Source organism: Thermalbibacter longus, from assembly GCF_023806485.1.
GTDB classification, from domain to species: Bacteria; Chloroflexota; Chloroflexia; order Thermomicrobiales; family Thermomicrobiaceae; genus Thermalbibacter; species Thermalbibacter longus.
In genome coordinates this window covers 152314-175659 of sequence record NZ_JAMSLR010000006.1, presented here as the reverse complement: position 1 = coordinate 175659, position 23346 = coordinate 152314, and the positions used below count along the sequence as shown (strand labels likewise).

Below are 23346 nucleotides of genomic sequence, written 5' to 3'. Positions count from 1 at the left end.
AGCCGCGCCAACCCCACATCAGCGGCGCACGCGCGGAGCAATCGTCACCCCCTCACGATGGGAAATCTCTACCCCGCGGCTATCCCGCTGGTTCCGAGCCGTCCAGCGACTGTGGCGCTGTTGGATTTCCCATACGCCGGAGACAGACGAGAAGGGAGGAGTGCCTATCGACAACGAGCTGCTCGAGCGGGTTACCAGAGCGTAACCCGGTAGTGCAGTCGCAGCGCCTTCTCGCTGAGGAGTCGCGCGAACAGGAGTGAGGAGGATGATCATGATGGAGCGGATGCAAGAGAACAAGCTGCTTCGGCAGATCATGCGTGGCCGGCTGAGCCGCCGGCAGATGCTGCGGCGGGCTGCGGCTCTGGGCGTCAGCGCCTCTGCCATGTCCGCGCTGCTGGCCGCCTGCGCGCGCGAGGAGGCGACGCCAGCGGCATCCCCCACCGTTGCTGCGCCTGGCGGGGTAACCCCCGCGGCTTCGCCGACCGCGGCTCCGGCCGAGACGCCGGCCGGTACCGCCGAGCTCGGCCCAGCGACCTTCCAGTACGAGGAGCCGCAGAACAAGGGCGGGACGCTGATCGAGGGGTCGTTCGCCGATGCTAAGACCCTCAACCCGATCCTGGTTAGTGACACTGCCTCCGGCGCCGTCTCTGACCTTATCTTCAACTCTGTGATTCGTGTCGATCCACAGACCACCGAGCCGGTCGGCGACCTCGCCGAGGGGTGGGAGATCTCCGACGACGGTCTGGTCTACACCTTCACGCTGCGAGACGGCGTGACTTTCCACGATGGCGAACCGTTCACCGCCGACGACGTGAAGTTCACCTACGACCTCTTCATGAACGAGGCGACCGGCTCGCCGCGCACGGCAGAGATGACCGAGCGCATCAAGACCGTCGAGGTGGTCGACGAGCGCACTGTGCGCTTCACGCTCAACTTCCCGGTGGCGCCGTTCCTGGTCGAGCAGATGGTCTACGGCATCGTGCCGCAGCACGTGCTGCAGGATGTCGACCCGGCCCAGCTCGCCCAGGACCCGTTCTCGACCGGCCAGAAGGGCCGCACGATCGGCACCGGCCCGTTCATGTTCGAGGAGTGGGTCAAGGACGACCACATTACCCTGGTCAAGAACCCGAACTATTGGGAGGGCGAGCCCAACCTCGACCAGTACATCTGGAAGGTGGTGCCGGACGCGACGGTGGTGGCCCAGCAGCTCAAGACCGGCGAGATCGACTACGGCGACATCGAGCCGTCGCAGCTCGAGGACATGCGCCTGCAGCCCAACGTGAACATCTACAAGTACGACACCTTCGACTTCACCTTCTACGCCTACCAGCTCGACCCGGAAAAGACCACCATCTTCCAGGAAAAGGAAGTCCGCCAGGCGCTGCTCTACGCGCTCGACCGCCAGGCGATGATCGACGCGATCCGCTTCGGCATCGGGCGGGTCGCCGTCGGCACGATGCCGGTGATGTCCTGGGCCTACAACCCTGACGCAATCCAGAACAAGTACGAGTACGACCCGGAGCGCGCCAAGCAGCTCCTGGATCAGGCCGGCTGGACGCCCGGCCCCGACGGCATCCGGCAGAAGAACGGCCAACGACTGGCCTTCACGATCTACACCAACGCTGGGAACAAGATCCGCGAGCAGTACGTGGCGGTCTTCCAGGAGCAGTGGCGGCAGATCGGCGTGGAGTGCACGCCACAGACCGAGGAATGGAACGCCTTCCTCGACCGGATCACCGGCACCAAGGACTTCGAGATGTTCCTGGTCGGCTTCTCCTGGGGCGTCGATCCAGACCAGAGCACGATGTGGAAGTGCTCCGCCTACGAGGGCGGCTTCAACATGAACAAGTACTGCAACCCAGAGGTCGACCAGCTCCTCGATGAGGCTCTCCGCACCACTGACCAGGAGCAGCGCAAGGAACTCTATACCCAGATGCAGAACATCCTGATGGAAGATCTCCCGAGCGCAATCCTGGACTTCCCGCAGGCGCTCTCGGTGGTCAACAAGCGCGTCCATAACCTGTTCCCGAACGACGTGGATGACCGGTACAACGCGCACCAGTGGTGGGTCGAGTCCTGAGCTGGAGCAGGGATCGGCGGGGCCGGGCAGGACACATCCTGGCCCGGCCCGCCGGCCGGTGACCTGAATCGTGGCGGCCAGCGCCGTCGTAGCGACGTCGGAGAGGACGATCGATGGGGCGCTACATCGTCGCGCGGCTCATCGGGATGGTTCCGCTCATCCTGGGAATTACGATCGTGACCTTCGCCATCGCGAACCTCGTCCCAGGAAGCCCGGTGACCCAGTATGAGTTTCAACCCGGCGTGCGGCCAGAGGACATCGAGCGCATCCGCCGGCAGCTCGGACTCGATCAGCCGATCCATATCCGCTACGTCCAGTGGCTCAGCCACGTGCTCCGCGGGGATCTGGGCCTCTCGCTGATTACGTTCCGGCCAGTGTCCGAGCTCATCCTGGAGAAGCTGCCGAACACGCTGTTGCTGACGGTGACCGCGCTGCTCCTCTCGCTCGCCTTCTCGATCCCGGTCGGCGTACTGGCCGCGGTGCGCCGCAACTCGATCTTCGACCAGATCGCGACGATCAGCGCCGTGGCCGGCGTCGCCGTGCCCACGTTCTGGCTGGGGCTGATGCTGATCGTGCTCTTCGCGGTCAAGTTCCGCGAGTGGGGGCTCCCCGCCCTGCCTCCCGGCGGCATGTACGATCTGCGGGGCGGCGGTGGCCTGCTCGACAGGATCGAGCACCTGCTCCTGCCGGCCTTCACGCTAGCGTTCGTGCAAACCGCCTCCTGGACCCGCTACATCCGCTCCCAGATGATCGAGGTGTTGCGACAGGACTACATCCGTGTCGCCGAGGCGAAGGGGTTACCGCAGCGCCTGGTCATCTTTCGGCACGGCTTGCGCAATGCCATCTTGCCACTGGTGACGCTGCTCGCGCTCGATCTGCCGACGCTCTTCAGCGGCGCTGTCGTCACCGAGACGATCTTCACCTGGAACGGGCTCGGCCGGCTCATCGTGGATTCCACGTTCAAGCGCGACTACACGGTGGTCATGGGGGTCGTGCTCTTTATCTCGTTCCTGACCGTCGTCGCGAACCTGCTGGCGGATATTCTCTATGCGCAGCTCGATCCGAGGATTCGTTACGACTAGCGGTGCTCGCTCGCCAGGGCACCCCTGGAACGCGGAGGAGATCGATGGCTGACGTACCCGGCCGGTCCCCTGCCACCGCGGCGACCATTCGCGGCGCCGCAGCGCCCGAGCTGAGCCGGGTGGCCCTGACCCGGCCACGGAGTTATCTGCGGCAGTCCTGGGATCGGTTCAAGCGTGACCGCTTCGCGCTCGCCGCGCTCGCAGTGACCGTTGTCATCATGCTGTTCAGCTACGGCGCTCCGCTCATCTCGGAGTTCATCACCCACAAGAGCTACAGTGACCAGTCGCTTCTCCGGGGTCTCCGGCCACCGTTCACCGACGGCTACATCCTCGGCAGTGACAACCTGGGGCGGGATATCCTGACTCGCCTCGCCTACGGTGGCCGCGTCTCGATGACCGTCGCGCTCCTGGCTGTTGCGAGCGCGCTCGCCATCGGGCTGCCACTGGGCGCGATCGCCGGCTTCTACGGGCGGTGGATCGATTCCGTGATCATGCGCTTCGTCGACATCATGCTCTCGATCCCAGGACTCTTCCTGCTCATCTTCATCAACACGCTCTTCCAGGTGGGATGGCTCGGCCTCTCGCTCGTCATCGCTTCCCTAAGCTGGATGGGGCTGGCACGGCTGGTACGTGGCGAGGTCTTGAGCCTGAAGCACCGCGACTTCATCGAAGCTGCTCGCGTCAACGGCGCCTCGGACTTTCGCATCATCTTCCTGCACATGGTGCCCAACGTGACACCCATCATCATCGTCTGGGCCACTCTGGCAGTGCCGGTCTTCATCATCGTCGAGGCCACCTTGAGCTTCCTCGGCCTGGGAGTGCGCATCCCGACGCCATCATGGGGCAACATGCTGAACGAAGCGCAGCAATTCATCGCCCGCTCCTGGTGGCTCGCCTTCATCCCGGGCTTCATGATCTATATCACCGTCCTCGCTATCAACATCCTGGGCAACGGGCTGCGCGACGCGCTCGACCCGCGGCTCTCCGAGTGATTCCCCGGCGGTTCCGGACACGGTCGCCAGCCGGCGCGCTACCGGGCACGCGATCGATGACCACCACTTCTGCCACGCGACGCACCGGCACAGGCGAAATGCGGAGGCGTTGCGCGGGCGAAGGTACGGTGTTAACCTAGACATCGACGGTTGCCAGGGGTGCGCGGTAGCGCTGAGAGGTCGGGCGATCGCCCGCCAACCCTCCGAACCTGATCTGGGTAATGCCAGCGCAGGGACGGCACCGGACCTCGGGTTGCTCCACTCCGCACCGCCGGGCCGTTCGGTCGGCGGCTTTTTGGTTGGCCGCCCTTGCCATCGCTTCGCTCGACCGCGAAAGGAGTGGAGATGACTGCCAACACCGGCCTCGCCAAGGCACTCACCATCGCCGGCTCCGACTCGGGCGCCGGGGCTGGGATCCAGGCGGATCTGAAGACATTCTCGGCGCTCGGCGTCTACGGCAGCACCGTGATCACAGCGATCACAGCCCAGAACACGCTCGGCGTCACCGCCGTGCACGAGATCCCGAGGGAGATCATCGCTGCCCAGCTCGACGCGGTGATGAGCGACATCGGAGCGCAGGCCGCCAAGACCGGAATGCTCAGCTCGGCCGAGATCATCGAGACGGTGGCTGAGGGCGTGCGCCGGCACGGGATCGAGAAGCTCGTAGTCGACCCGGTCATGGTCGCCAAGAGCGGCGACCGCCTGCTGCGGGAGGACGCGGTCGAGGCGCTGCGCCAGGTGCTGCTACCGCTCGCCCTGGTCGTCACCCCGAACGCGCCGGAGGCCGAGGTGCTCGCCGGCCGGGAGATCGCGAGCGAGCCAGATATGATCGAGGCGGCGCGGGCGATCCACGCGCTCGGCCCGCGCTACGTCGTGGTGAAGGGTGGGCACTTGCCCGGCGAGGCCGTAGACATCCTGTTCGACGGCCGCTCGGTAGAGCGCTTCGCCCTCCCGCGGGTGCCGACCCGCCATACCCACGGCACCGGCTGCACCTTCTCCGCCGCCATCGCGGCCTACCTCGCCCGCGGGGAAGATGTCCCGGCGGCCGTCTGGCACGCCAAGCAGTACCTGCACGAGGCGCTGCGGCACGCCTACCCGATCGGCGCCGGCCAGTCGCCGGTGCACCATTTCTACGCGCTCTGGACGGCTGGAGCGCTGGCTCAACAGGAGGTGTCGTGATGGCCGAGACCGTGACCCGCGTGAAAGATGAGCCCCTGAAGATCGCCGATCGCGAGTTCACCTCGCGCTTGATCCTCGGCACCGGCAAGTGGCGGTCGAACGAGGAGATGCTGGCGGCACTGGAGGCCTCCGGCTGCGAGATGGTGACGGTGGCGCTCCGGCGCATCAACTTCGACGATCCGCAGAGCCGCAGCATCCTGGAGGTCATCGACTGGAACAAGTACCAGATCTTGCCGAACACCGCCGGCTGCCGGACGGCCGAGGAGGCGATCCGGGTCGCGCGGCTGGCGCGGGCGATGGGGCTCTCGCACTGGGTCAAGCTGGAGGTGATCCCGGACCCGAAGTACCTGCTGCCCGACCCGATCGGCACCTTCGAGGCGGCGAAGGTGCTGGTGGACGAGGGCTTCGTCGTCCTGCCCTACATCAACGCCGACCCGGTGCTGGCCAAGCGGCTAGAGGAGATCGGCTGCGCGACCGTCATGCCGCTCGGCTCGCCGATCGGCTCGGGGCAGGGGTTGCCGGACTTCCGGCAGATCCAGATCATCATCGAGCAGGCGAACGTGCCCGTCATCGTCGATGCCGGCATCGGCGCGCCCTCGGACGCCGCGCTGGCGATGGAGATCGGAGCCGACGCCTGCCTGATCAACACGGCCATCGCCCAGGCCGGCGACCCGGTCAAGATGGCCCGGGCCATGCGGCTCGCGATCGAGGCCGGGAGGCTCTGCTACCTGGCCGGGCGGATCCCGAAGAAGCCCTACGCCTCAGCCAGTAGCCCGATCGAGGGCGTGATCCGGTAGGGCAAGCCATGGCACGGGCAGACTGGCCGCCCGAGCGGCTGCGCCGGGCGCTCCGGCTCTACGTGCTGACCGACCGCGGCCTCAGCCGGGGACGGAGCGAGGTCGAGATCGTCCAGGCGGCGCTGGCCGGCGGCGCGACCGCCATCCAGCTCCGCTGGAAGGCCGGCCCGCTGGCCGAAGCGGTGCGCGCCGGGCGGGCGCTGCGCGAGCTGTGCCGGGAAGCCGGCGCTCTCTTCGTGGTCAACGACCGGGTCGACCTCGCGCTGGCGCTGGAGGCCGACGGCGTGCACCTCGGAGTGGAGGATCTGCCGCTCGCGGAGGCGCGCCGGCTGGCTGGCAACCGGCTGGTCATCGGCTTCTCACCCTCCACCCTTGAAGAGGCGCTGGCCGCCGCGCGGGCCGGGGCCGACTACCTAGGCGTCGGCCCGGTCTACGGCACCGCGACCAAAGCCGACGCCGGGCCAGCCGTCGGGCTCGAGCACGTGCGGCAGATCGCTCAGGCCGTGTCCATCCCGGTGGTCGGCATCGGCGGGATCACGGCGGACAATGCCCGGCCAGTTATTCAGGCGGGGGCAACCGGCGTGGCTGTAATCTCGGCGGTGGTCGCGGCCGATGATCCGCGAGCAGCGGCGGCCGCCCTGCGGGCGGCCGTGGACGCGGCGCTGGCAGGCCGGGCATGAACGACCGCATCCCCCGCCTGCACCTGATCAGCGATCGGTGGCTCTGCCCGCTCGATCGGTTTCCTGAGCTCGCCCGCCTATCGGTGGACGCCGGCGTCGATGCCGTTCACCTGCGGGAGAAAGACCTTCCCGGCCGGGCGCTGGCCGATGCAGGGCGAGCGCTGCGCCGGGCGATCGGCGACCGGGCGCTGCTCTTCGTGAACGAGCGGGTCGACGTGGCGCTCGTCATCGGGGCCGACGGGGTGCAGTTGCCAGAGACGGGGCTTAGCCCACGCGAGGTTCGGGAGATCGCCGGCCCGCGTTTGCTGATCGGTCGCTCGGTGCACGATGTCGAAGGCGCGGAGCGGGCAGCCGCCGAGGGCGCCGACTTCGTCATCGCGGGGAACGTCTACGAGACCGGCAGCAAGCCGGGGCAGGCCGGGCGTGGCCTGGAGTTCGTGCGCTCGCTGGCAGAGCGCTGCCCCATCCCGGTAGTCGCGATCGGCGGCATCACGCCAGAGCGCGTCTCCGAGGTGTTGCGGGCCGGCGCCTGGGGGATAGCCGTCATTTCAGGTATCCTGGGGGATGCGAAGCCGGCCGAGGCGGCGCGGCGCTACCGGGAAGCGCTGGACGAGGTGATCGGCGGTGGCGATTGAGATCGTGCTGAACGGCAAGCAGGTGGAAGTCGACGGCGTGCGTACCGTCGGCGATCTGCTGCGCCTGCGCAACCTGAACCCGCGGCTCGTCGCCGTGGAGCACAACGGCGAGATCGTGCCGCGAGACCAGTACGACCAGCGCGAGCTGGCGCCGGGCGACCGGCTCGAGATCGTCCACTTCGTCGGCGGGGGCTAGCACGCACCACGGTCTTCCCGTTTCCAGGTCATGCACGCCCTGGCCGTACCGGGCCAAGTCCACGCGGTCTCTCCGGAGCGACGGCGACCGTTCAGAGCTGGTGGAGGTACAATGCGCGGCGCTGGGTGTCGCCTGCAGAGCGCCTCCTGGCGAGAGGAATGTTCTTCCGTAAGGGTTCGTAGAGGAGAGAACGCGCGATGAACGATGCGCCGAAGTCTGCCAGGCGCTCGGCCAGGGACAAGTCGGCCGAGGGGTTCACGGCCGAAGAACGAGCCGCGATGAAGGAGCGCGCTCAGGAGCTGAAGGCGGCACGCCGCGGCCGGCGAGCGGAAGACGACGAGCAGGCCGTGCTCGCGAAGATCGCTGAGATGCCGGAACCGGATCGGACCATGGCCGAGCGGCTCCATGCGATCATCAAAGCCAGCGTGTCGGACCTCTCGCCGAAGACCTGGTACGGAATGCCCGCGTACGCCAAGGACGGCAAGGTCGTCTGCTACTTCACCCCAGCGTCGAAGTTCAACTCGCGGTATGCCACGTTCGGCTTCAACGACACGGCGAACCTCGACGACGGCACCATGTGGCCGACCTCCTTCGCGCTCAAGGAGTTGACGCCCGACAACGAGGAACGGATCGTCGCGCTGGTGAAGAAAGCGGTGAGTTGAACGTCGAGCCCGCCGCTGGCTGAGATGAGGCCGATGACAAGAGCTGGCTGAGTCGCACGCCTGAGGCGGGTGTTACCGCGCAGGCCGCGCGGGCTATCGACCTGCGAGTCACGCCGGCCGAATCCTCGACGGGCCGCTGCGTCCTACCATACGGCGCACTCCCAGCGTAGCTGCTTGCGTCAGGTATCCGCAAGCACTGCTGGCAGCGGCCAGTTCCCGAATCCTCGGAGCGCCTAACCAACTACGGCCGGATCACGCGGACGGGTATCCCTGAGTCGACGGCTGCCCAGCTTCGATCGGCGGTGAGTACCGCGCGTCCGAGGCGGAGGCCGGTGGCCAGGCAGGCGCGGTCGCCGAGGGAAAGACCCTGCCCCCGAGTGGCAGCACGCAGCCGCGCGATAGCCACGGCGTCGTCCTCGGTCAGGGGTACGATCTCTAGCAGGCCGCCGATGAGCCCCTGCTCCTGGAGATGCTGGTGGGCAACCACCGGGTCCTCGCCTGCGTCGCCGAGCCGGGAAAGCACCTCGGCATAGTTGACAATGCTGATCACAGCCCCAGCGGCGAGCGCCGCCTGGACGATCTCGCTCCCGGGCTCTCCCTGAAGGTAGGCGAGCAAGGCCGAGGCATCCAGAACCAGACCTTCGATCTCGTCCATCAGCGCGCGTCCTCGCGCCGGGCCTCTTCCCGTCGCTCGGCAATGAGCTCGTCGGCGAGCGAACGCCCCGGCGCGAGATCGCGGTAGAGGCCGCGGAGACGGCGAGCCTGCTCGCGCGCCGAGACGACCCGTAAGCCACCCGCTGCGTCGACAGTGATGATCAACCGATCGCCGGGACGCAGATCGAGGCGTCGACGGAGCCGCGCCGGCAATACCAACCGGCCACGCTCGTCCAGGGCGATAGTGTAGTGCTCGATGCCATTCATAACCTAATGTTACCACATTTTGCCGTATGCCCACATTCTTCACAGTGTGGACGGCAGCAACTATGACCCACGAGGCTTCGATGGCCCCGGCGCGCTTTCCCGGGCGCCTACACCGAAACGTCCAGGCGATGTGCGGTAGCCGCGCCCCGAGATCGGAATCGATGGCCGATACTGCAACGCATTGGAACGCGCGTTACGGTCTGGCGATCGCGCCAGGAGACCCGGAGGTCAGCGGATGCGATAGCGCCCGCCAGGGATCTCCTCTCGATTGCGGATGACCACCGTATAGCCGGACTCGTCCCCGCGCTTCGCGCCGGGCGCTCCGGCTTGCGCCGTGCGGACAAAGAGGGAGCCAGGCATCATCAGGGCTGTCCAGCCGAACTGGGCCGGCCACGGCTCGACCTCGATCCCGGTGATCGCCAGCGAGCCGACCTGGGCATCCGTGGTAACCCAGCGCTGGAGCCACGGGCTGAGGCGCGGCCCGAGCAGCCCGGCAGCCAGGATTCCGGCCAGGAAGGGCCAGAGCGTAAGCTGGCGGGTCACGAGCAGCACCGCGAGAAACGTGAGCGCCAGGACGAGCTGCGAGGCCACCAGGGTGGTGCCACAGCGCGGGTGGATCGCCAGCCGGCGCTCGCCAGCCCGCAGCCGCGCGAGCGCCTCCTGAGCCGCCTCCAGCACCAGACCGGCCGGGGCACCACCACGGATGAGAAAGCCGTCGGGCCGGGCCATCCCGGTCAGCCGGCTCGGCCCGTAGCGCTCCTCGATCACATTGATCGTCGCGTGCTCCAGCGCATGGTTGCGCCGGAGACGGCGATCGCGCAGGAGCCTGAGCAACTGGCCCGGCGCGGTGACCAGCGTCACCAGCGAGGTCAGCGTGACTCCGATCGTCACCGTCAGGGCGAAGAGCGCCAGCAGGACGAGCGCCGCCAGGAAGATGAGCGTCAAGAACAGCATGGTCAACCTGCCCGATGCCTCGCGACGACAGCACCCAAGTATGCCATGCACCGTGAACGCGCCTCGGCGGCACCGCCGCAGCGTAACGCCCGTTGGGGACCTCGACCCGGCGCTTCAGGTCAACGCGGCCAGCACCATGTTGACGACGGTAGCGAGGCGCCGGATGAACTCCTCCCGCCCAGCGTTGAGGTGACGGTTCGAGACGTAGGCCAGCACGAGATCGTATTCCGGCTCGACCCAGAGGGTACAGCCGGTAGCCCCGCTATGCCCGAAGCTGGCGGGAGAGAGGAGATCGCCCTCCCCGAAGTGGCCGCCGGCCAGCTCGAAGCCGATCCCCCAGATGCCTCCATCGGCAGCGAGGCCGACCTGGTTGGACGTCATTGTCCGGATGGACGCCTGGGAGAGGATGCGCACCGGCGCGTGTGGCGTGAAGAGCAAGGCGAAGCGGAGGAGGTCGGGCAGCGAGGCGACGACGCCCCAGGCCGGGTGCGCCAGGCGCAGGCCATAGCCCGGCCCGTACATGTGGCCGGGCGTGCCCTCCGCCAGCGCGCCGGTCACCTGGGCCAGCCGCCCGGCTTCGTCCGGCGGCAGCGGAAAGTACGTCTCGCGCAGCCCCGCCGGCTCCAGCAGCAGCTCGCGGACCAGCGCCGGGAACGGGCGGCCGGCCACCTCCTCGGCTGCCAGCCCGGCGACCGCGTAACCCAGGTCACTGTAGCTGACCTGCGTGCCGGGCTGGAACTGGAGCGGCTCGCTGAAGGCGGCCTCCACCAGCTCGTCCAGCGGGAGCTGCTGGCGCAGCAGCGTCTCCATATCCTCCGGCTCGTAGAGCAGGCCTGACGTGTGGGTTAGCAGGTGACGGATCGTGACCGCCTCCCGCCCGTCGCCGTCGAACTCGGGTAGCACAGCGCGTACCGGGGTACCCAGAGTCAGCACGCCCCGCTCGACGAGCGCCATGATGGTCGCCGCGGTATAGAGCTTGGTAATCGAGGCGAGCGGCCAGAGCGTGTCTGGCCCGGCGGGCAGGCCAGGAGCCGCCTCCCCGCCGTACCACTCCAGGACGATCTGGCCTCCGAGCGCCACCGCCAGGCCGGCCCCGGAAATCTCACCGGCCTCGATGAACCGGGCGATCCGCTCAGTCACACCGCCCAGGGCCTGCTGCTGCATCCTCGCCTGCTCCATGCTCGCCTCCCTCACGCTGTCGCTGGCTGACCCATTGTCACCGAGCGACGGGTGGCGCGCCAGCCCAGCGGATGGCGCGCCTACCCGCTCCGCTTGAGGCGCCCTGTCCGCTTGGCATAGCGCTCGACGGCCGAGAAGACGAGCACGCCGGCCGGGATAGTCAGCAGGCCGATCAGCAAGGTGGGCCAGAGCACCGGCCACAGCGCCGCCATCGGCGCACCGTCCAGGATGGCGGCGCGCATCCCCTCCAGGACGTAGGTCGCGGGCGAGACGCGGGCTGCCGGCTGCATCCAGCCAGGGAGCACGGCGACGGGGTAGTACACCCCGGATACCAGCAGCAGCACCGAGGAGATGACGAAGGTCATCTCGGCGCCGCGCTCGGTGAAGAGCAGCGGCAGCACCGCGGCCATCATCCCGACGCCGATGAAGCTCAGGCTACCCACGGCGAGAATGAGCGTCGCCCCGGCCAGGTTAGCGCCCCCGAGGTCGATGTCGAAGAGCAGGGCGATCACGCCGAGCAGCAGCGCGCTGCGGAACAGCCCATTGAGCACCGCGAAGATCGCGACGCCCACCAGGTGGGTCAGCCGGGAGACCGGCGCCATCATGGTGTACTCGATGGTGCCTTCCCAGCGCTCCCAGGCGATCATCTCACTGATGATCGAGAAGATCAGCCGCAGGTACGACCAGACCAGCGTCCCGATGCCCAGGTAGAGCACCAGGTAGTCCTCGTTCGCCTGCTGGGCTTTGCCGATGTACATCACACTCAGCGACGAGGCGATAGTGTAGATGGTGAACGCGACTTCCCACCCCCAGTAGCGACGGGTGAGGAAGAGGTTGCGTTCGATGAAGGCATAGGCAGCTCTCACCTCGTGCCAGAGGCGCCGCCTCGGGCTCACCTTCCGCATGGCATCAACGGTCATCGCAGTCCTCCCTGGCACGCTCGCTCAGCGTTCAACCGGGCTTCCCGGCGAGCTCCGCTTCGAGCGCATGCCCGGTGAGTGCCAGGAACGCCTCCTCGAGCGACGGCGAGCTGGCGCCGGGCCGAGCCGCCATCGCTTTGAGCCGCTCGGGGGTATCCACTGCCACCAGGCGCCCGCGGTCGAGGATGGCGATCCGGTCACAGAGTGCCTCGGCCTCGTCCAGGTCGTGCGTGCAAAGCAGAATAGTGGCATCGTGCTCGGCCCGGAGCTGGTGCACCAGCGCCTGGACGTCACGCTTGGAGCGCGGGTCGAGCCCGGTCGTCGGCTCGTCGAGCAGCAGCAGGATCGGGCTGGTCAGAAAGGCTCGAGCGATCGCGACCTTCTGTTGCATGCCGCGCGAGAACTCTTCGAGCGGCTGGTCGATCTGGTCCGCTCCGATGCCCAGTCGACCGAGCGTGGCGACGATATCGGCGCGCAGGCCGCGGCCGTGCCGGCCATAGAGCCGGCTGGCGTAGAGCAGGTTCTCCATCGCCGAGAGCCGCTTGAAGAACGAGGCCTCGACCGAGACCCGGTTGATCAGCCGCTTGACCTGGCCGGCCTCGCGCACCACATCGCAGCCGAAGACGCGGGCAGTCCCCCGGTCCGGGATCAGCAGCGTCGAGAGCACGCGGATGAGTGTCGACTTGCCGGAGCCGTTGGCTCCTAGGATGCCGAAGATCTCCCCGCGCTCTACGCTGAAGGTCAGGTTTTCCAGCGCGGTGACGACCTGAGGCTCGCTCCGGCGCAGCAGCGACCGGTGGACGAACCGCTTGGTCAGGCCTTCGACCCACACGGCGATCGTCGGATCAGCGGGCGATGCGAGACTCTCCAGCATAGTCATCGCGAACACAACACGAACTCCTCAATCTCCTCATGCCGACAGGGAGAGCCTTCGCAGAGACAAGGCTCCCTCGCCCTCCGCGCACGAGGCAACTGCGCCTTAGGACAGGTTCGCTTGCGCTGCCTGGACTTCAGGATCGGTTGTCAGTGGATCCGCACCATATCCCGCCCGCCTCCCCGTGATCACCGGCAGCCCGTGGGAGTTGGGCTATCCGGCACGCTTCGCATCACCGGCCGCAGTACCGGCTCGGCACCGAGCGAAGCCGATCAGACGGCAAGGAGTGAGGGTACCATAGATGATCGCTCCTGGCGAGGGATCAGAGATCCTTCACTCCTCGCGCTCAGCCTCACCGAACTCGGGTGCTGGCTGGTGCGACTGGCGCTCGTGCTCGGCGAGCGCGTCCAGGATCGCATCGACGATGTTGGCGCAAAACTGCTGGAAGACGCGCGAGTCCATCCCTGCCGGGGCCGGGCCGAGCCCTTGCTGGAGCACGGCGAGCAGCCGCTCCCGGTCTAGCTGCTGGGACATCGACGCCCCCTCCCGCTACCGTCGACCTTCCAGGTGTCTCGATTATCCCGAGCGCCGAGCACCGGCGCAAGGCGAGAACCAGCCAGGATCCGTTCGCTTTCCCCGTTTCGCCATGCTGAGCGAGTGAACGACGCCGCAACGTCCCACACCGGCCGGCAGCCCGCCCAGGCAGATCATAGCCGCCAGTAGGCTGCCTGCACCTGCCGGGCAGCCTCGACCGCAGCCTCCTGGTCGGGCCGGAAGTCGCGCTCGGCCTGCTCCAGCTCGCTGTTTCCGGTGAACGGATCCTGGATGCTGGTACGCGCGCCGGTGATCCCCTCGATCACCGCAAGGGTGCAGAAGGGCACGTAGCGCGGCGAGTAGCCCCCCTCCTGGACGGCGACCAGCCGCCCGGCGCACAGCTCGTCAGCCAGCGCGCGGAAGCGCTCGGCCATCTCGCGGAAGCCGCTCATCGTCACCAGCATGCGGCCGAGCGGGTCGTCCATGCTCGGATCCTGCCCGGCGGAGAGGAAGATCATCTCCGGCTCGAACTGCCGGGCGATCGGCAGCACCACCTCGTCGAGCGCCAGCAGGTAGCCGCGCTTGCCGGTACCGGGTGGGAGCGGCACGTTGACGGTCGTCCCCTCGGCGCCCGGCCCGCCGACCTGGTCGACCGCCCCCCAGCCGGCCGGATACCAGTTGTCCTGGTGCAGCGAGACGAAGAGCACGTCTGGGTCCTCCCAGAACGCGGCCTGGGTGCCGTTGCCGTGATGCACGTCCCAGTCGACCACGAGCAGCCGGCGCAGGCCACGCCGCTGGGCATGCCGGGCAGCGATCACCACGTTGTTGAAGACGCAGAAGCCCATGCCGCGATCCTTCATCGCGTGGTGGCCCGGCGGGCGCAGGAGACCGTAGGCGTTGCGCGTCCGGCCGTCGAGCACCGCGTCGACCAGCTCTATCGCCGCGCCGGCCGCCAGCAGCGCCGCTTCCCAGGAACCGGGGACGACTGGCGTCTCCGGATCCAGCCAGCCGCCACGGCTGGCCGTCTCGCGAACCTGGCGGATGTAGTCCGGCGTGTGGTAGACCAACAGCTCCTCTTCAGTGGCCGGCCGGGCGTCGACTGGGAGCAGATGCTCCATGATGCCGGAGCCGGCGATGAGCTGGGCGGTGCGCCGGGTAATGCGGACACTCGAGGGGTGCTCGACCGGCTCCAGCGTCTCGCCACCCGGCAGCTCGATCGCCTCCTCTCCAGTATCGTGCTGCAGGAAACGGGAATCATAGGCATACGCTGTCAGCTCAGCCATCGCTGCCTCCAGCTCATCGTCGCCACGCCACAGCGTCAGTCGTGCGCCGTGCCGCTTCACGCGCCCCCTACCGGGAATCGCCCGCACCGGCCAGCCATCACTGCGTCTCGACCCACCACGAGCCATCCGGCACGTGAGGACAGCATAGCCTCATCAGCGCAAGGTGGCGAGGATACTCACCAGAGCCGCGCTCCAGCGGCCACCCCATCGCCAGAGACAGCCACAATCGAGTTGCCTCGCGTAAAGCCAAATTCTACGCTTATGCAAGCAGTTCGATGACGAGCGCGGAGCGTGTGGGAGGGGAGAGCATGGCCTGGCCGAGGATCAGCATGGATCAGCCTGAGCGGACGAATGCGCCAGCGGCAGTGGCCGCCATCCAGCGCGCCGAGGCGCGTGGCGTGCCGATGGTCTGGGCGATTACCGGCGGGCGCTCGATCGACGCCCTCACCGTCTTCGCAGCCGCCGCCGTGCAGACCAGCCAGATCGGCCTGGGTACCGCTATCGTGCCGACCTACACCCGGCACCCGGTCGTGCTGGCCCAGCAGGTCATCGCGCTCCACCAGCTCGCGCCCGGCCGCTTCCGCCTGGGGATCGGCCCCAGCCACCGCCCGACGATCGAGGGCGCCTACGGGATCCCGATGGGGAAGCCGCTCGATCACCTGCGCGAGTATCTCACGGTCGTGCGCGCGCTGCTCGAGGAGGGCCGGGTCGACTTCGAGGGCCAGTACTTCCGCATCCACACCCAGATCGCCGGGACTGCCCGCGTGCCGATCTACACCTCCGCGCTGCGCCCCAACGCGTTCCGGCTGGCCGGCGAGATCGCCGACGGCGCGATCTCCTGGATGTGCCCGGCCGAGTACCTGCTCGCGCAGGCGCTGCCGGCCCTCGAAGCCGGAGCCGAGCAGGCGCACCGCCCACGCCCCCGGCTCGTGGCTCATGTGCCGGTCGTCCTCACGACCGACCGTGCCACGATGCTGGAGCTGGCCCGGCCGGTCGTCGGCGGTTACGGGCGACAGCCCTTCTACGCCCAGATGTTCGCGACCGCCGGCTACCCGCTCTTAGACGACGGCACGCCGAGCGACGACCTGCTCGACCACCTGGTGGTCTGGGGGGACGAAGAGCGCGTCGAAGAGCGACTCGCAGCCCTCCTGGATCAGGGTATCGACGAGCTGCTCGTGATGCTGATTCCGGGCGACGCCCCGGCTGAGGAGGACGAGCGGCTCGCGGGCGTCCTCGCCAGGCTACACCGGCAATTCGGGACGCGCTGATCGGCGAGCTCCGGGCCCTCCGGCAGTGCCGGTCGCCGAGGGGCCGGCGGTCTCTGCTACGATGCGCGCTAGGCTCGCCGGCCTGAAGTGGCTACCTCGCTGTCTTCCCAATGGCCGGCGCCGAGATGCCCTCGCTCGCACTCGTCGCGAGTATCTGCCACGGAGGCCAGAGCTGCGGTAAGATACCGGCCGGCGACGTGAGGCTGTCGGGTTGCCGAGCGGAGGAGGGTCACGAGTGGTCGATAACCCGGCGATGATCTCGATGGGAATCCTGGCCATCTGGGCAGCGATCTGGAGCGTACCCGGCATCGTGCGCGCCCGGCGCTTCGGCTACCGACGGCTGGTCTACGTCGGCTACGTCAGCCTCGCCGTCATCGTGGTCATGGCCGCTCTGCTGATCCTGGTCGGCATCTTCGGACGCTAGCCGCCGGTCACTCCCCGGCCGCATCGCGCAGTACCTCGCGGATCTCTTCGGCCGTGGCCTGCGCGTTTCCCCACTTGCCAACGACGATCCCGGCAGCGACCTGCGATAGCCGGAGCGCCTCCGGTGGCTCGGCCCCGGCCGCGAGCGCCGCAGTGAGCACGGCGATGACCGTGTCGCCCGCGCCGGTGACGTCGAAGACCTGCCGGCGCACCAGCGGCGGCACTTCGAGGTACCCTCCATCGGCCGAGGCCAGCGCCGCGCCAGCCGGCCCGAGCGTGACGACCAGCAGCTCACACTCCAGCTCGGCACGAAGACGACTGAGATGCATTTCGCGCTCGGCCAGGCTCTCCAGCGAGCGCCGCAGGTACGCCTCGGCCTCTGCCCGGTTGCACTTGACGAGCGTGCACCCGCGGAAGCTGGCCAGCGCCCCCTGGGAATCCACGGTGACCAGCCGGCTCGCATGCCGCGCTGCCTCGACTACCTCTGGGATCACCACGCCGCTCCGGTAGTCGGAGAGCAAGATCGCATCGGCCTGAGGGCCATGAGTCGCGATCGCCTCGACCAGCCGGCGAGCGACGGCGGGAGATACCGGCCGCCGATCCTGCCGGTCGATCCGCGCCATCTGCTGGGGAAACACGTTGTAGGGCCCCTCGGCCACGATCCGGGTCTTGGTCGTCGTCGGCCGCTCCGGGTCGACGACCAGGCCAACTGGATCGACGCCCCCCTCGACGAGCAGCTCGCGGAGCTGCCGGCCGGCCTCGTCGTCGCCGATCACTCCGACCTGCCAGGAAGACGCCCCGAGCGCAGCGACCGCCAGCGCCGGGGCAGCGCCGCCACCGGGCCGGGCCTCCTGCCGGCGCTCCTCCAGCACCAGGATCGGCGCCTCCCGCGAGAGCCGAACCGGCTCGCCGAAGAGGTAGACGTCCAGGCAGAGATCGCCGACCACGAGGATCGTCTGTCGAGGGATCGCATCGAGCAGCGCCAGATCGTCTCGTCGCCCTGCCATCGACGATCACCGGAAGCGCACGTATGGGATGATCACCGCGAGGGCCATGAAGAGCAGGTCGGGGATCAGCCGGAGCCGGAACGCGGCGATGACCCGGGGATCCATGGCCTGGTCGAGGAGCTCGTCGAGGCCGAGGCCGGGCACTCGCTGGGCCAGCACCACGCGCGAGAGGACGATCCCGAAGAGCACGCAGCCGATGGCAAGGAACTGGAGATCGCGCCCTCGCTTGTAGTTGGCCGCCCAGGCCATTGCCTCGGCGACGCCGAAGCCCAGGGCCAGTGACATGTAGAAGCCCCAGTCCGGGAGATAGCCCCAGAGGACACCGACGAAGCCGGCCGCCACCAGGCCGGCCAGCGCGCTGCGGGCCAGGATCCCAGGACTGGTCTCATACGTCGGTAGTCCACGCACCTGCGCGCACTCCGGGCAACGGAACCCGACCGGCGTCTCGACCGCGCAGCGGGGGCAGATCGGCTTCCCACATTTGCTGCAGCGCAGCCGGGTGAGCACCCTGGGGTGGTACGAGCACGGCTGCTCACTGATGTCCGACAACACCACCTCGCATCCCTACTTCCTACCCCCGAGCCGCCGCGCCACCCACTCGCGCACCACCAGCAGAGCGAACTGCGGCAGGGCTCGTTGCCGCCGCCAGCGCCAGGGCTGCCGGATCAGCCGGTAGAGCCACTCCAGGCCCAGGCGCCGGAGCGCGCGCGGCGCGCGCGGCACCGCGCCGGACAGGTAGTCGAACGTACCGCCCACACCAACGGCGACGACCACGCCCGCCTGCTCCAGCTCGCGCCGGTGCCGCGCGATCCAGAGCTCCTGTGCCGGAGCGCCGTAGGCGACGAGCAACACCGCCGGACGGGCCTCGGCGATCCGGGCGAGCGACTCGGCGCTTCCCTCCGGCCCCGGCGAGCCGGCCCACGTCCCGGTGATCCGGCATCCAGGATAGCGCGCCTCTAGCCGCCGGGCTGCCCGCTCAGCGACACCTGGCGCGGCGCCGAGCAAGAAAAGAGCCAGCTCCGGCTCTCCTGTGGCCGCCAGCGCCTCCACCAGGTCGACGCCGGTGACCCGCTCGCGCAGTGGCCGGCCGAGCACGCGCGCGGCCAGCACGATCCCGATGCCATCAGCCGTGACCAGGTCGGCCGCTTCGATGGTTTCACGGAACTCAGGGAGATGCCGGGCCGCCATCACCATCTCCGGGTTCAGGGTCACCACCTGGTGCAGGCGATCCGGTTCGGCCCGCAACCAGGCCCGGACGCGGTCGACCAGCTCCGGTAGGGTGAGGTCGTGCACCGGGAGACCGAGAATCCGCGCGTGTGCCGGAAGACGCGGTCGCTCGCCGCTCCGCGCCTGCACCCCGGGATCTGCCGGCTGCGTCGTCATCGGCACCAGCATGCTCGAAACGATCCAGTGCCTCACCGCGAACGATCGCGACGAGCACCGCTGCGAGAAATCCTCCCGAACGGGAGGACAGGAACCGTCATGCCAACTATAGCAGCGGCGCCAAACCGCTGATCACCGGGGCTCAACGCGATACTCTGGACAAGCCACACGCTCCTTTCGGTGCAGTTCTCCCGTGTTCAGCGCTTCTGGCCTATACTTCAGTTCACCAGGGGATGGAGGGACAGGATGGCCAAGCGTGAGCCCGAACTGCAGCGGGTCGCCAGAATCCTCGATATCCTGATCGCGCTCAGCCAGCGACGGATGAAGCGCCGAGATCTGGCCCAGCGATACGAGGTGAGCGAGCGCCAGATCACGAACGACCTGCGGGTCATCCGGGAACGGCTGGGAATCGAGATCGTCTCGACCAGCGAGGGTTACTGCATCAAGACACTACCGGCACTTCCCTCGGTGACGTTCGAGATGGTCGAGCTGCTCGCCCTGTCGCTGGCGGCAGTGGCCGGAAGCCGCAGCCCCGGTGTCCCGCAGGACAAGCTCGCTGCCGCGCTGGAGCGACTGCACACCGTGCTGCCGAAGGGTTTACGCCTACCGATCGAGCCGGTTCGGCGCTCGCTGGCGCCGACTCCAAAAGCCCAGCACCGGGAACAGATCCTCCGAGAGCTCTTCGAAGCGATCACCAGCGGCTGGACGGTCGAGATGGAATACCAGCCGCCGATGCGCCAGAGCCCCATCTACTCGCGGCTGGTGGACCCCTACGCGCTGGTGCCCTACCTCCGAGGCTGGTATCTGATCGGCTGGTGCCACACGCGCCGGGCCTGGCGGACGTTCAAGGTCGATCGGATCAAGACGCTTCGGATCACTCGCACGCCCTTCGAGCGCCGGCAAGAGTTCGACCTGGGCGAGTTTCTGATGTCGAGCTGGGGGATGATCGACGCCAAAGACCAACCGGCCGAGGCGGTGGAGCTGCTGTTCTCTCCTCCGGCGGCACACTGGGTCGCTGAGGAGCAGTGGCACCACTCGCAGCGGATCGAGTGGCTGCCGGACGGTCGCCTGCGCTTCACCGTGAAGCTGCCGGTGACGCCAGACTTCGCCCGCTGGGTGCTGAGCTACGGCGGCGCGGTCGAAGTCGTGCAGCCGGATAGCCTCCGCGAGCAAGTGCAGGCCCACGCCCGCGCCATCCTGGAGCGCTACAGCACGGTCGCCGCGCCGATGCTGGAGAACGGCATCGCGGCCGGCATCGAGCTGGAGCCGGCGTAGCCGTGGCCTGCCCGCCGAGGTAGACAAGCAAGCTCCCTTCGAGGGGGCTCGAGCATCGAGCCCGGCGCTTCGGCGCCGGGCAAAACCGGGCTAGGCTTCGGCGACCACCGGGTTCTCCAGCGTGCCGATCCGCTCGACTGTCACCCGCACCACATCGCCGGGGCGCAGGAAGCGCGGCGGCTTCCTGGCGAAGCCCACGCCGGCCGGCGTGCCGGTCGCGATCACGTCGCCCGGCTCCAAGGCCACGATCTGGGAAATGTACGCGACCACGCGGGCGACGCTGAAGATCTGCTCCCGGGTATTCGAGTGCTGCAGGCGCTCGCCGTTGACCTCGCAGGAGATCTCCAACGCCTGCGGGTCGGGGACCTCGTCGGCGGTCACCACCCAGGGGCCGAGCGGGGTCGAGCGGTCGAAGGTCTTGCCCTGCATCCACTGGCGCCCGCGGAACTGGAAGTCACGCATGCTGATGTCGTTGAGGATGGTGTAGCCGGCGACGTGCTCGAGCGCCCGCGACTCTTCCAGATACCGGCCAGGTCGACCGATCACCACGGCCAGCTCGGCTTCGTAGTCCACCTGCTGGCTGACCCGCGGCAGCACGATCGGCTCGCCCGGGCCGATGAGCGAGCTGGGAAACTTGTTGAACAGCTCTGGATAGTCGGGTACCGCCGCACCGCTCTCGGCAGCGTGGTCAGCATAGTTCAGGCCTAGGCAGATGATCTTGTCCGGGCGCGAAAGCGGCGCGAGGAGCCGCAGGTGGGGATCGCCGGCCGGTAGGGCCAGCCCCGCCGCCTCGGCTGCCTGGCGGTCGCGAGCCAGCAAATCCTTCGCGGCGGCCACCGCCTCAGTAGCCCGCCCCAGCCCGTCGCGCCGCAGCAGCTCGACGAGATCGGGCGGGCACTCGGCCAGCGCCCTCCCCTCGGCATCAGCGACGCCACGCCGCCGCAGCAGCTCGGCATACGCCTTCGGGATATCGATCACCGTATCGTCGTCGAGCACTCCAACACTCGACCAGCCCCGGTAGCGGTAGCTCACCAGTCGCATCGCGCTGCGTCCCTCCCGCGACTACGTCCCCTCGGCGAAGCTCGCCGGCGGCGGCTCCTCTGTCCAGACATTAAAGATCGCCGAGAGGTCACCAGTCCAGACCTTCGGCGGCTCCCAGCGGTTCGGCACGCGAGCGACATCGGCGGTGATCTCCACCCGGTTCCCGAAGGGGTCGCGGACGTAGAGGAACGTGTTACCACCCGGCCCGTGCCGCCCGACGCCCGCCTCGATCTTCCAGCCGAAGCGGCCCAGCCGGTCGGCGAAGTGCACCACCTCGCCGACGCCGTTGACCTGGAAGGCGACGTGGTGCAGCTTCCCTCCACCGTCTCCCAGCGCCAGCGCGACGTCGTGGTGGTTCTCGCCGACCCGGGTAAACGCGAAAACCCAGGGTGACTCCGGCGTGGGCTGGACGATGTCGGAGACGGCGAAGTCGAGCTGGTCGCGGAGGAACTCGACCGCTGCCTGGACATCCTCGACCATCAGCGTCACGTGGCTGAGGTCGATCGGCGCGTGCGCGGCCGCGGCATGCCATTTCGTCGGGTGTGGATAGCCAGTCGTGCCATCGCGCGCCACCACTTCGAAGGTATGGCCAGTCGGGAGGAAGACCCGGAAAGCCGAGGCGATGCCAGGCTCCCCGCGCTGCTCGATCTCGCTGCAGCGCACGCCGCGCCCAGCGAACCGCTCGCGGGCGGCCACCAGCGCCGCATGGTCGGCCACGGCGAACGCCGCGTGGTCGAGCCCCACCCCGCCGGCCACCAGCCCCAGGTCGAAGTGAGGATCGCAGCCGCAGCCCAGGTAGACCGTACCATCGCGCTCCTCGATGACCATCAGCCCGAGGATGTCGCGATACCAATGCAGCGCAGTCTCGAGGTCGCGCACGCGGATGACCGCGTGGTCAAGGCTCATCAGGGTCACGATGCACCTCCTGCATCCTCGCGCCAGGGTCTCACGACCGCCTTGCCGAACACCTTGCCCTCGGCGACCTCCCGCTGTGCCTCGGCGAGCTGTTCCAGCGGGTACTCGCGATGCACTACCGGCCGCAGCAGCTCGCGTTCCAGGCAGGCGACGAGTTCGACCAGGTCACGCCGCTGGCCGGAGAGATAGAAGAAGACCGTCGTTACGTTGCGGTAGAGCCAGAGCAGGTTCGCCTGCAGCTCAGGGCCAGTCGTGCGCCCGCAGACAGCCACCCGCGCGCCGCGATCGACCAGCTCATGCACGTTCGACCAGGTGACCGCGCCGAGCGTATCGAAGAGCACTGTCGCCCCGCGCCCACCCAGCGCGTCACGCGCCTTCGCGATCCAGCCCTCGTCGCCGAGTCGCACCGCCGCGTGCGCGCCGAGCTCGATCAGCCGCTGGAGTTTCCAATCCGTCCTCCCTACAGCGACGACGTGTGCCCCGCGGAGCCTGGCGATCTGCACGGCAGCGGTACCAGTGGCGCTCGTCCCGCCCATGACCAGTACCCGGTCACCCGGCCCAACCGCTGCGCGGTTGACCAGGCCGTGCCAGGCAGTAACGTAAGAGATCGGCAAACAGGCGGCGTGCTGGAACGCCACCGAGGCCGGCAGAGAGACCACGTTGGCGACCGGCACGCAGGAGTACTCCGCATAGCCGCCCCAGCGCTGCACGCCGAGCAACTGGTAGTTCCAGCAGGTGTTCTCCGGCCACCGGTTCCGGCAGGGCTCGCAGCGCCCGCAGGTGACGAACGGGTAGATGACCACCCGGTCTCCTGGGGCGACTTCGACGACCTCGCTGCCGACCTCGTCGACCACGCCCGCAGCGTCAGCCCCGCCGACGTGCGGGAACGGAAAATCGGCCCCCGCGAACCCGAATCCAGTCTGGCGGAACTCGATGTCGAGCCGGTTCACCGTCGCCGCGGCCACGCGTACCACGACGTCGCGGGGCCCGGAGCGGGGCGTGGGGACATCGGCCAGCTCCAGCACCTCCGGTCCCCCGAAGGATCGGAAGACCATCGCTCTCATCC

The 23346-nt window shown here is 68.3% G+C and carries 26 protein-coding genes and 1 riboswitch; of the genes, 12 read left to right on the top strand and 14 right to left on the bottom strand.

All coding sequences use genetic code 11. The features are described 5' to 3' along the window. The first annotated feature begins 271 nt into the window (after window positions 1–271). From NET02_RS10315 to NET02_RS10275, 9 genes are all read left to right on the top strand, one after another. The gene (locus NET02_RS10315) at window positions 272–2080 is read left to right on the top strand and encodes a peptide-binding protein (protein WP_284057327.1); all 1809 of its coding nucleotides are present in this window, start codon (window positions 272–274) and stop codon (window positions 2078–2080) included. 113 nt (window positions 2081–2193) lie between these two features. Beyond that, window positions 2194–3162: an ABC transporter permease gene (locus NET02_RS10310; RefSeq protein WP_284057326.1), complete on the top strand. Its 969-nt coding sequence runs from the start codon at window positions 2194–2196 to the stop codon at window positions 3160–3162. Between the two features lie 44 nt (window positions 3163–3206). Next, entirely contained in the window at window positions 3207–4154 is a 948-nt protein-coding gene (locus tag NET02_RS10305; RefSeq protein WP_284057325.1) for an ABC transporter permease, read from the top strand. Between the two features lie 145 nt (window positions 4155–4299). Then, window positions 4300–4408, top strand: a riboswitch (TPP riboswitch). 91 nt (window positions 4409–4499) lie between these two features. Continuing rightward, window positions 4500–5333 carry a bifunctional hydroxymethylpyrimidine kinase/phosphomethylpyrimidine kinase gene (gene thiD, locus NET02_RS10300; protein ID WP_284057324.1) on the top strand — a complete coding sequence of 278 codons (834 nt, stop codon included), beginning with the start codon at window positions 4500–4502 and terminating at the stop codon, window positions 5331–5333. After that, on the top strand, window positions 5333–6130 hold the full coding sequence (locus NET02_RS10295; protein WP_284057323.1) for a thiazole synthase: 798 nt from the start codon (window positions 5333–5335) through the stop codon (window positions 6128–6130). Before thiD ends, NET02_RS10295 begins: the two co-directional genes overlap by 1 nt. 8 nt (window positions 6131–6138) lie before the next feature. Further along, on the top strand, window positions 6139–6810 hold the full coding sequence (thiE, locus tag NET02_RS10290) for a thiamine phosphate synthase (RefSeq protein ID WP_284057322.1): 672 nt from the start codon (window positions 6139–6141) through the stop codon (window positions 6808–6810). Then, window positions 6807–7445, top strand: coding sequence for a thiamine phosphate synthase (locus NET02_RS10285; protein WP_284057321.1), 639 nt, complete (start codon window positions 6807–6809; stop codon window positions 7443–7445). Before thiE ends, NET02_RS10285 begins: the two co-directional genes overlap by 4 nt. Further along, entirely contained in the window at window positions 7441–7641 is a 201-nt protein-coding gene (gene thiS / locus NET02_RS10280; protein ID WP_347711030.1) for a sulfur carrier protein ThiS, read from the top strand. The genes NET02_RS10285 and thiS overlap by 5 nt, the downstream gene beginning before the upstream one ends. A gap of 197 nt (window positions 7642–7838) precedes the next feature. Next, the gene (locus tag NET02_RS10275; protein ID WP_284057319.1) at window positions 7839–8303 is read left to right on the top strand and encodes an iron chaperone; all 465 of its coding nucleotides are present in this window, start codon (window positions 7839–7841) and stop codon (window positions 8301–8303) included. Window positions 8304–8544: 241 nt separating this feature from the next. Here the strand turns inward: NET02_RS10275 and NET02_RS10270 are convergent, their stop codons facing one another. From NET02_RS10270 to NET02_RS10235, 8 genes are all read right to left on the bottom strand, one after another. Continuing rightward, on the bottom strand, window positions 8545–8958 hold the full coding sequence (locus tag NET02_RS10270) for a type II toxin-antitoxin system VapC family toxin (protein ID WP_284057318.1): 414 nt from the start codon (window positions 8956–8958) through the stop codon (window positions 8545–8547). Beyond that, a complete protein-coding gene (locus NET02_RS10265; RefSeq protein ID WP_284057317.1) occupies window positions 8958–9224 on the bottom strand; it encodes an AbrB/MazE/SpoVT family DNA-binding domain-containing protein in 267 nt (88 codons plus the stop codon). The genes NET02_RS10270 and NET02_RS10265 overlap by 1 nt, the downstream gene beginning before the upstream one ends. Window positions 9225–9452: 228 nt before the next feature. After that, the gene (locus tag NET02_RS10260) at window positions 9453–10178 is read right to left on the bottom strand and encodes a DUF6391 domain-containing protein (protein ID WP_284057316.1); all 726 of its coding nucleotides are present in this window, start codon (window positions 10176–10178) and stop codon (window positions 9453–9455) included. Window positions 10179–10292: 114 nt separating this feature from the next. Next, window positions 10293–11357, bottom strand: coding sequence for a serine hydrolase domain-containing protein (locus tag NET02_RS10255; RefSeq protein ID WP_284057315.1), 1065 nt, complete (start codon window positions 11355–11357; stop codon window positions 10293–10295). 80 nt (window positions 11358–11437) lie between these two features. After that, window positions 11438–12277 (bottom strand): ABC transporter permease, encoded by an 840-nt coding sequence (locus NET02_RS10250; protein ID WP_284057314.1) that lies wholly within the window; start codon window positions 12275–12277, stop codon window positions 11438–11440. Window positions 12278–12308: 31 nt separating this feature from the next. Then, complete coding sequence (locus NET02_RS10245) at window positions 12309–13157, bottom strand: ABC transporter ATP-binding protein (RefSeq protein WP_284057344.1); 849 nt, start codon at window positions 13155–13157, stop codon at window positions 12309–12311. A 327-nt stretch (window positions 13158–13484) separates the two neighbouring features. Beyond that, window positions 13485–13685 (bottom strand): hypothetical protein, encoded by a 201-nt coding sequence (locus NET02_RS10240; protein WP_284057313.1) that lies wholly within the window; start codon window positions 13683–13685, stop codon window positions 13485–13487. Window positions 13686–13858: 173 nt separating this feature from the next. After that, the gene (locus NET02_RS10235; protein ID WP_284057312.1) at window positions 13859–14968 is read right to left on the bottom strand and encodes a class II histone deacetylase; all 1110 of its coding nucleotides are present in this window, start codon (window positions 14966–14968) and stop codon (window positions 13859–13861) included. Between the two features lie 308 nt (window positions 14969–15276). On the opposite strand from NET02_RS10235, the gene NET02_RS10230 reads away from it, so the two are divergent. Next, on the top strand, window positions 15277–16236 hold the full coding sequence (locus NET02_RS10230; protein WP_284057311.1) for an LLM class flavin-dependent oxidoreductase: 960 nt from the start codon (window positions 15277–15279) through the stop codon (window positions 16234–16236). Window positions 16237–16471: 235 nt separating this feature from the next. Next, a complete protein-coding gene (locus NET02_RS10225) occupies window positions 16472–16660 on the top strand; it encodes a hypothetical protein (RefSeq protein ID WP_284057310.1) in 189 nt (62 codons plus the stop codon). Between the two features lie 7 nt (window positions 16661–16667). Here NET02_RS10225 and NET02_RS10220 read toward each other — a convergent pair whose 3' ends face one another. The 3 genes from NET02_RS10220 to NET02_RS10210 are packed head-to-tail and all read right to left on the bottom strand — an operon-like array spanning window position 16668 to window position 19049. Beyond that, window positions 16668–17666, bottom strand: a complete 999-nt coding sequence (locus NET02_RS10220; RefSeq protein ID WP_284057309.1) for a bifunctional heptose 7-phosphate kinase/heptose 1-phosphate adenyltransferase — start codon at window positions 17664–17666, stop codon at window positions 16668–16670. Window positions 17667–17672: 6 nt separating this feature from the next. Next, window positions 17673–18221, bottom strand: a complete 549-nt coding sequence (locus NET02_RS10215) for a B-box zinc finger protein (protein ID WP_284057308.1) — start codon at window positions 18219–18221, stop codon at window positions 17673–17675. Window positions 18222–18230: 9 nt separating this feature from the next. Then, window positions 18231–19049: a WecB/TagA/CpsF family glycosyltransferase gene (locus NET02_RS10210; protein WP_284057307.1), complete on the bottom strand. Its 819-nt coding sequence runs from the start codon at window positions 19047–19049 to the stop codon at window positions 18231–18233. 246 nt (window positions 19050–19295) lie between these two features. Between NET02_RS10210 and NET02_RS10205 the strand changes: the two genes are divergently transcribed. Then, window positions 19296–20324 (top strand): helix-turn-helix transcriptional regulator, encoded by a 1029-nt coding sequence (locus tag NET02_RS10205; protein WP_284057306.1) that lies wholly within the window; start codon window positions 19296–19298, stop codon window positions 20322–20324. A 90-nt stretch (window positions 20325–20414) separates the two neighbouring features. Here NET02_RS10205 and NET02_RS10200 read toward each other — a convergent pair whose 3' ends face one another. The 3 genes from NET02_RS10200 to NET02_RS10190 are packed head-to-tail and all read right to left on the bottom strand — an operon-like array spanning window position 20415 to window position 23344. Then, entirely contained in the window at window positions 20415–21365 is a 951-nt protein-coding gene (locus tag NET02_RS10200; RefSeq protein WP_284057305.1) for a fumarylacetoacetate hydrolase family protein, read from the bottom strand. A gap of 21 nt (window positions 21366–21386) precedes the next feature. Beyond that, entirely contained in the window at window positions 21387–22271 is an 885-nt protein-coding gene (locus NET02_RS10195; protein WP_284057343.1) for a VOC family protein, read from the bottom strand. Window positions 22272–22276: 5 nt separating this feature from the next. Next, the gene (locus NET02_RS10190; RefSeq protein ID WP_284057304.1) at window positions 22277–23344 is read right to left on the bottom strand and encodes an alcohol dehydrogenase catalytic domain-containing protein; all 1068 of its coding nucleotides are present in this window, start codon (window positions 23342–23344) and stop codon (window positions 22277–22279) included. Window positions 23345–23346 lie beyond the last annotated feature (2 nt).

Excerpts from the sequence above, each read along its gene's own strand:
- NET02_RS10315 (WP_284057327.1), top strand. The coding sequence starts at position 272 with ATGATGGAGCGGATGCAAGAGAACAAGCTGCTTCGGCAGATCATGCGT.
- NET02_RS10310 (WP_284057326.1), top strand. The coding sequence starts at position 2,194 with ATGGGGCGCTACATCGTCGCGCGGCTCATCGGGATGGTTCCGCTCATC.
- NET02_RS10305 (WP_284057325.1), top strand. The coding sequence starts at position 3,207 with ATGGCTGACGTACCCGGCCGGTCCCCTGCCACCGCGGCGACCATTCGC.
- thiD (WP_284057324.1), top strand. The coding sequence starts at position 4,500 with ATGACTGCCAACACCGGCCTCGCCAAGGCACTCACCATCGCCGGCTCC.
- NET02_RS10295 (WP_284057323.1), top strand. The coding sequence starts at position 5,333 with ATGGCCGAGACCGTGACCCGCGTGAAAGATGAGCCCCTGAAGATCGCC.
- thiE (WP_284057322.1), top strand. The coding sequence starts at position 6,139 with ATGGCACGGGCAGACTGGCCGCCCGAGCGGCTGCGCCGGGCGCTCCGG.
- NET02_RS10285 (WP_284057321.1), top strand. The coding sequence starts at position 6,807 with ATGAACGACCGCATCCCCCGCCTGCACCTGATCAGCGATCGGTGGCTC.
- NET02_RS10275 (WP_284057319.1), top strand. The coding sequence starts at position 7,839 with ATGAACGATGCGCCGAAGTCTGCCAGGCGCTCGGCCAGGGACAAGTCG.
- NET02_RS10270 (WP_284057318.1), bottom strand. The coding sequence starts at position 8,958 with ATGGACGAGATCGAAGGTCTGGTTCTGGATGCCTCGGCCTTGCTCGCC.
- NET02_RS10265 (WP_284057317.1), bottom strand. The coding sequence starts at position 9,224 with ATGAATGGCATCGAGCACTACACTATCGCCCTGGACGAGCGTGGCCGG.
- NET02_RS10260 (WP_284057316.1), bottom strand. The coding sequence starts at position 10,178 with ATGCTGTTCTTGACGCTCATCTTCCTGGCGGCGCTCGTCCTGCTGGCG.
- NET02_RS10255 (WP_284057315.1), bottom strand. The coding sequence starts at position 11,357 with ATGGAGCAGGCGAGGATGCAGCAGCAGGCCCTGGGCGGTGTGACTGAG.
- NET02_RS10250 (WP_284057314.1), bottom strand. The coding sequence starts at position 12,277 with ATGACCGTTGATGCCATGCGGAAGGTGAGCCCGAGGCGGCGCCTCTGG.
- NET02_RS10245 (WP_284057344.1), bottom strand. The coding sequence starts at position 13,157 with ATGACTATGCTGGAGAGTCTCGCATCGCCCGCTGATCCGACGATCGCC.
- NET02_RS10240 (WP_284057313.1), bottom strand. The coding sequence starts at position 13,685 with ATGTCCCAGCAGCTAGACCGGGAGCGGCTGCTCGCCGTGCTCCAGCAA.
- NET02_RS10235 (WP_284057312.1), bottom strand. The coding sequence starts at position 14,968 with ATGGCTGAGCTGACAGCGTATGCCTATGATTCCCGTTTCCTGCAGCAC.
- NET02_RS10230 (WP_284057311.1), top strand. The coding sequence starts at position 15,277 with ATGGCCTGGCCGAGGATCAGCATGGATCAGCCTGAGCGGACGAATGCG.
- NET02_RS10220 (WP_284057309.1), bottom strand. The coding sequence starts at position 17,666 with ATGGCAGGGCGACGAGACGATCTGGCGCTGCTCGATGCGATCCCTCGA.
- NET02_RS10210 (WP_284057307.1), bottom strand. The coding sequence starts at position 19,049 with ATGACGACGCAGCCGGCAGATCCCGGGGTGCAGGCGCGGAGCGGCGAG.
- NET02_RS10205 (WP_284057306.1), top strand. The coding sequence starts at position 19,296 with ATGGCCAAGCGTGAGCCCGAACTGCAGCGGGTCGCCAGAATCCTCGAT.
- NET02_RS10200 (WP_284057305.1), bottom strand. The coding sequence starts at position 21,365 with ATGCGACTGGTGAGCTACCGCTACCGGGGCTGGTCGAGTGTTGGAGTG.
- NET02_RS10195 (WP_284057343.1), bottom strand. The coding sequence starts at position 22,271 with ATGAGCCTTGACCACGCGGTCATCCGCGTGCGCGACCTCGAGACTGCG.
- NET02_RS10190 (WP_284057304.1), bottom strand. The coding sequence starts at position 23,344 with ATGAGAGCGATGGTCTTCCGATCCTTCGGGGGACCGGAGGTGCTGGAG.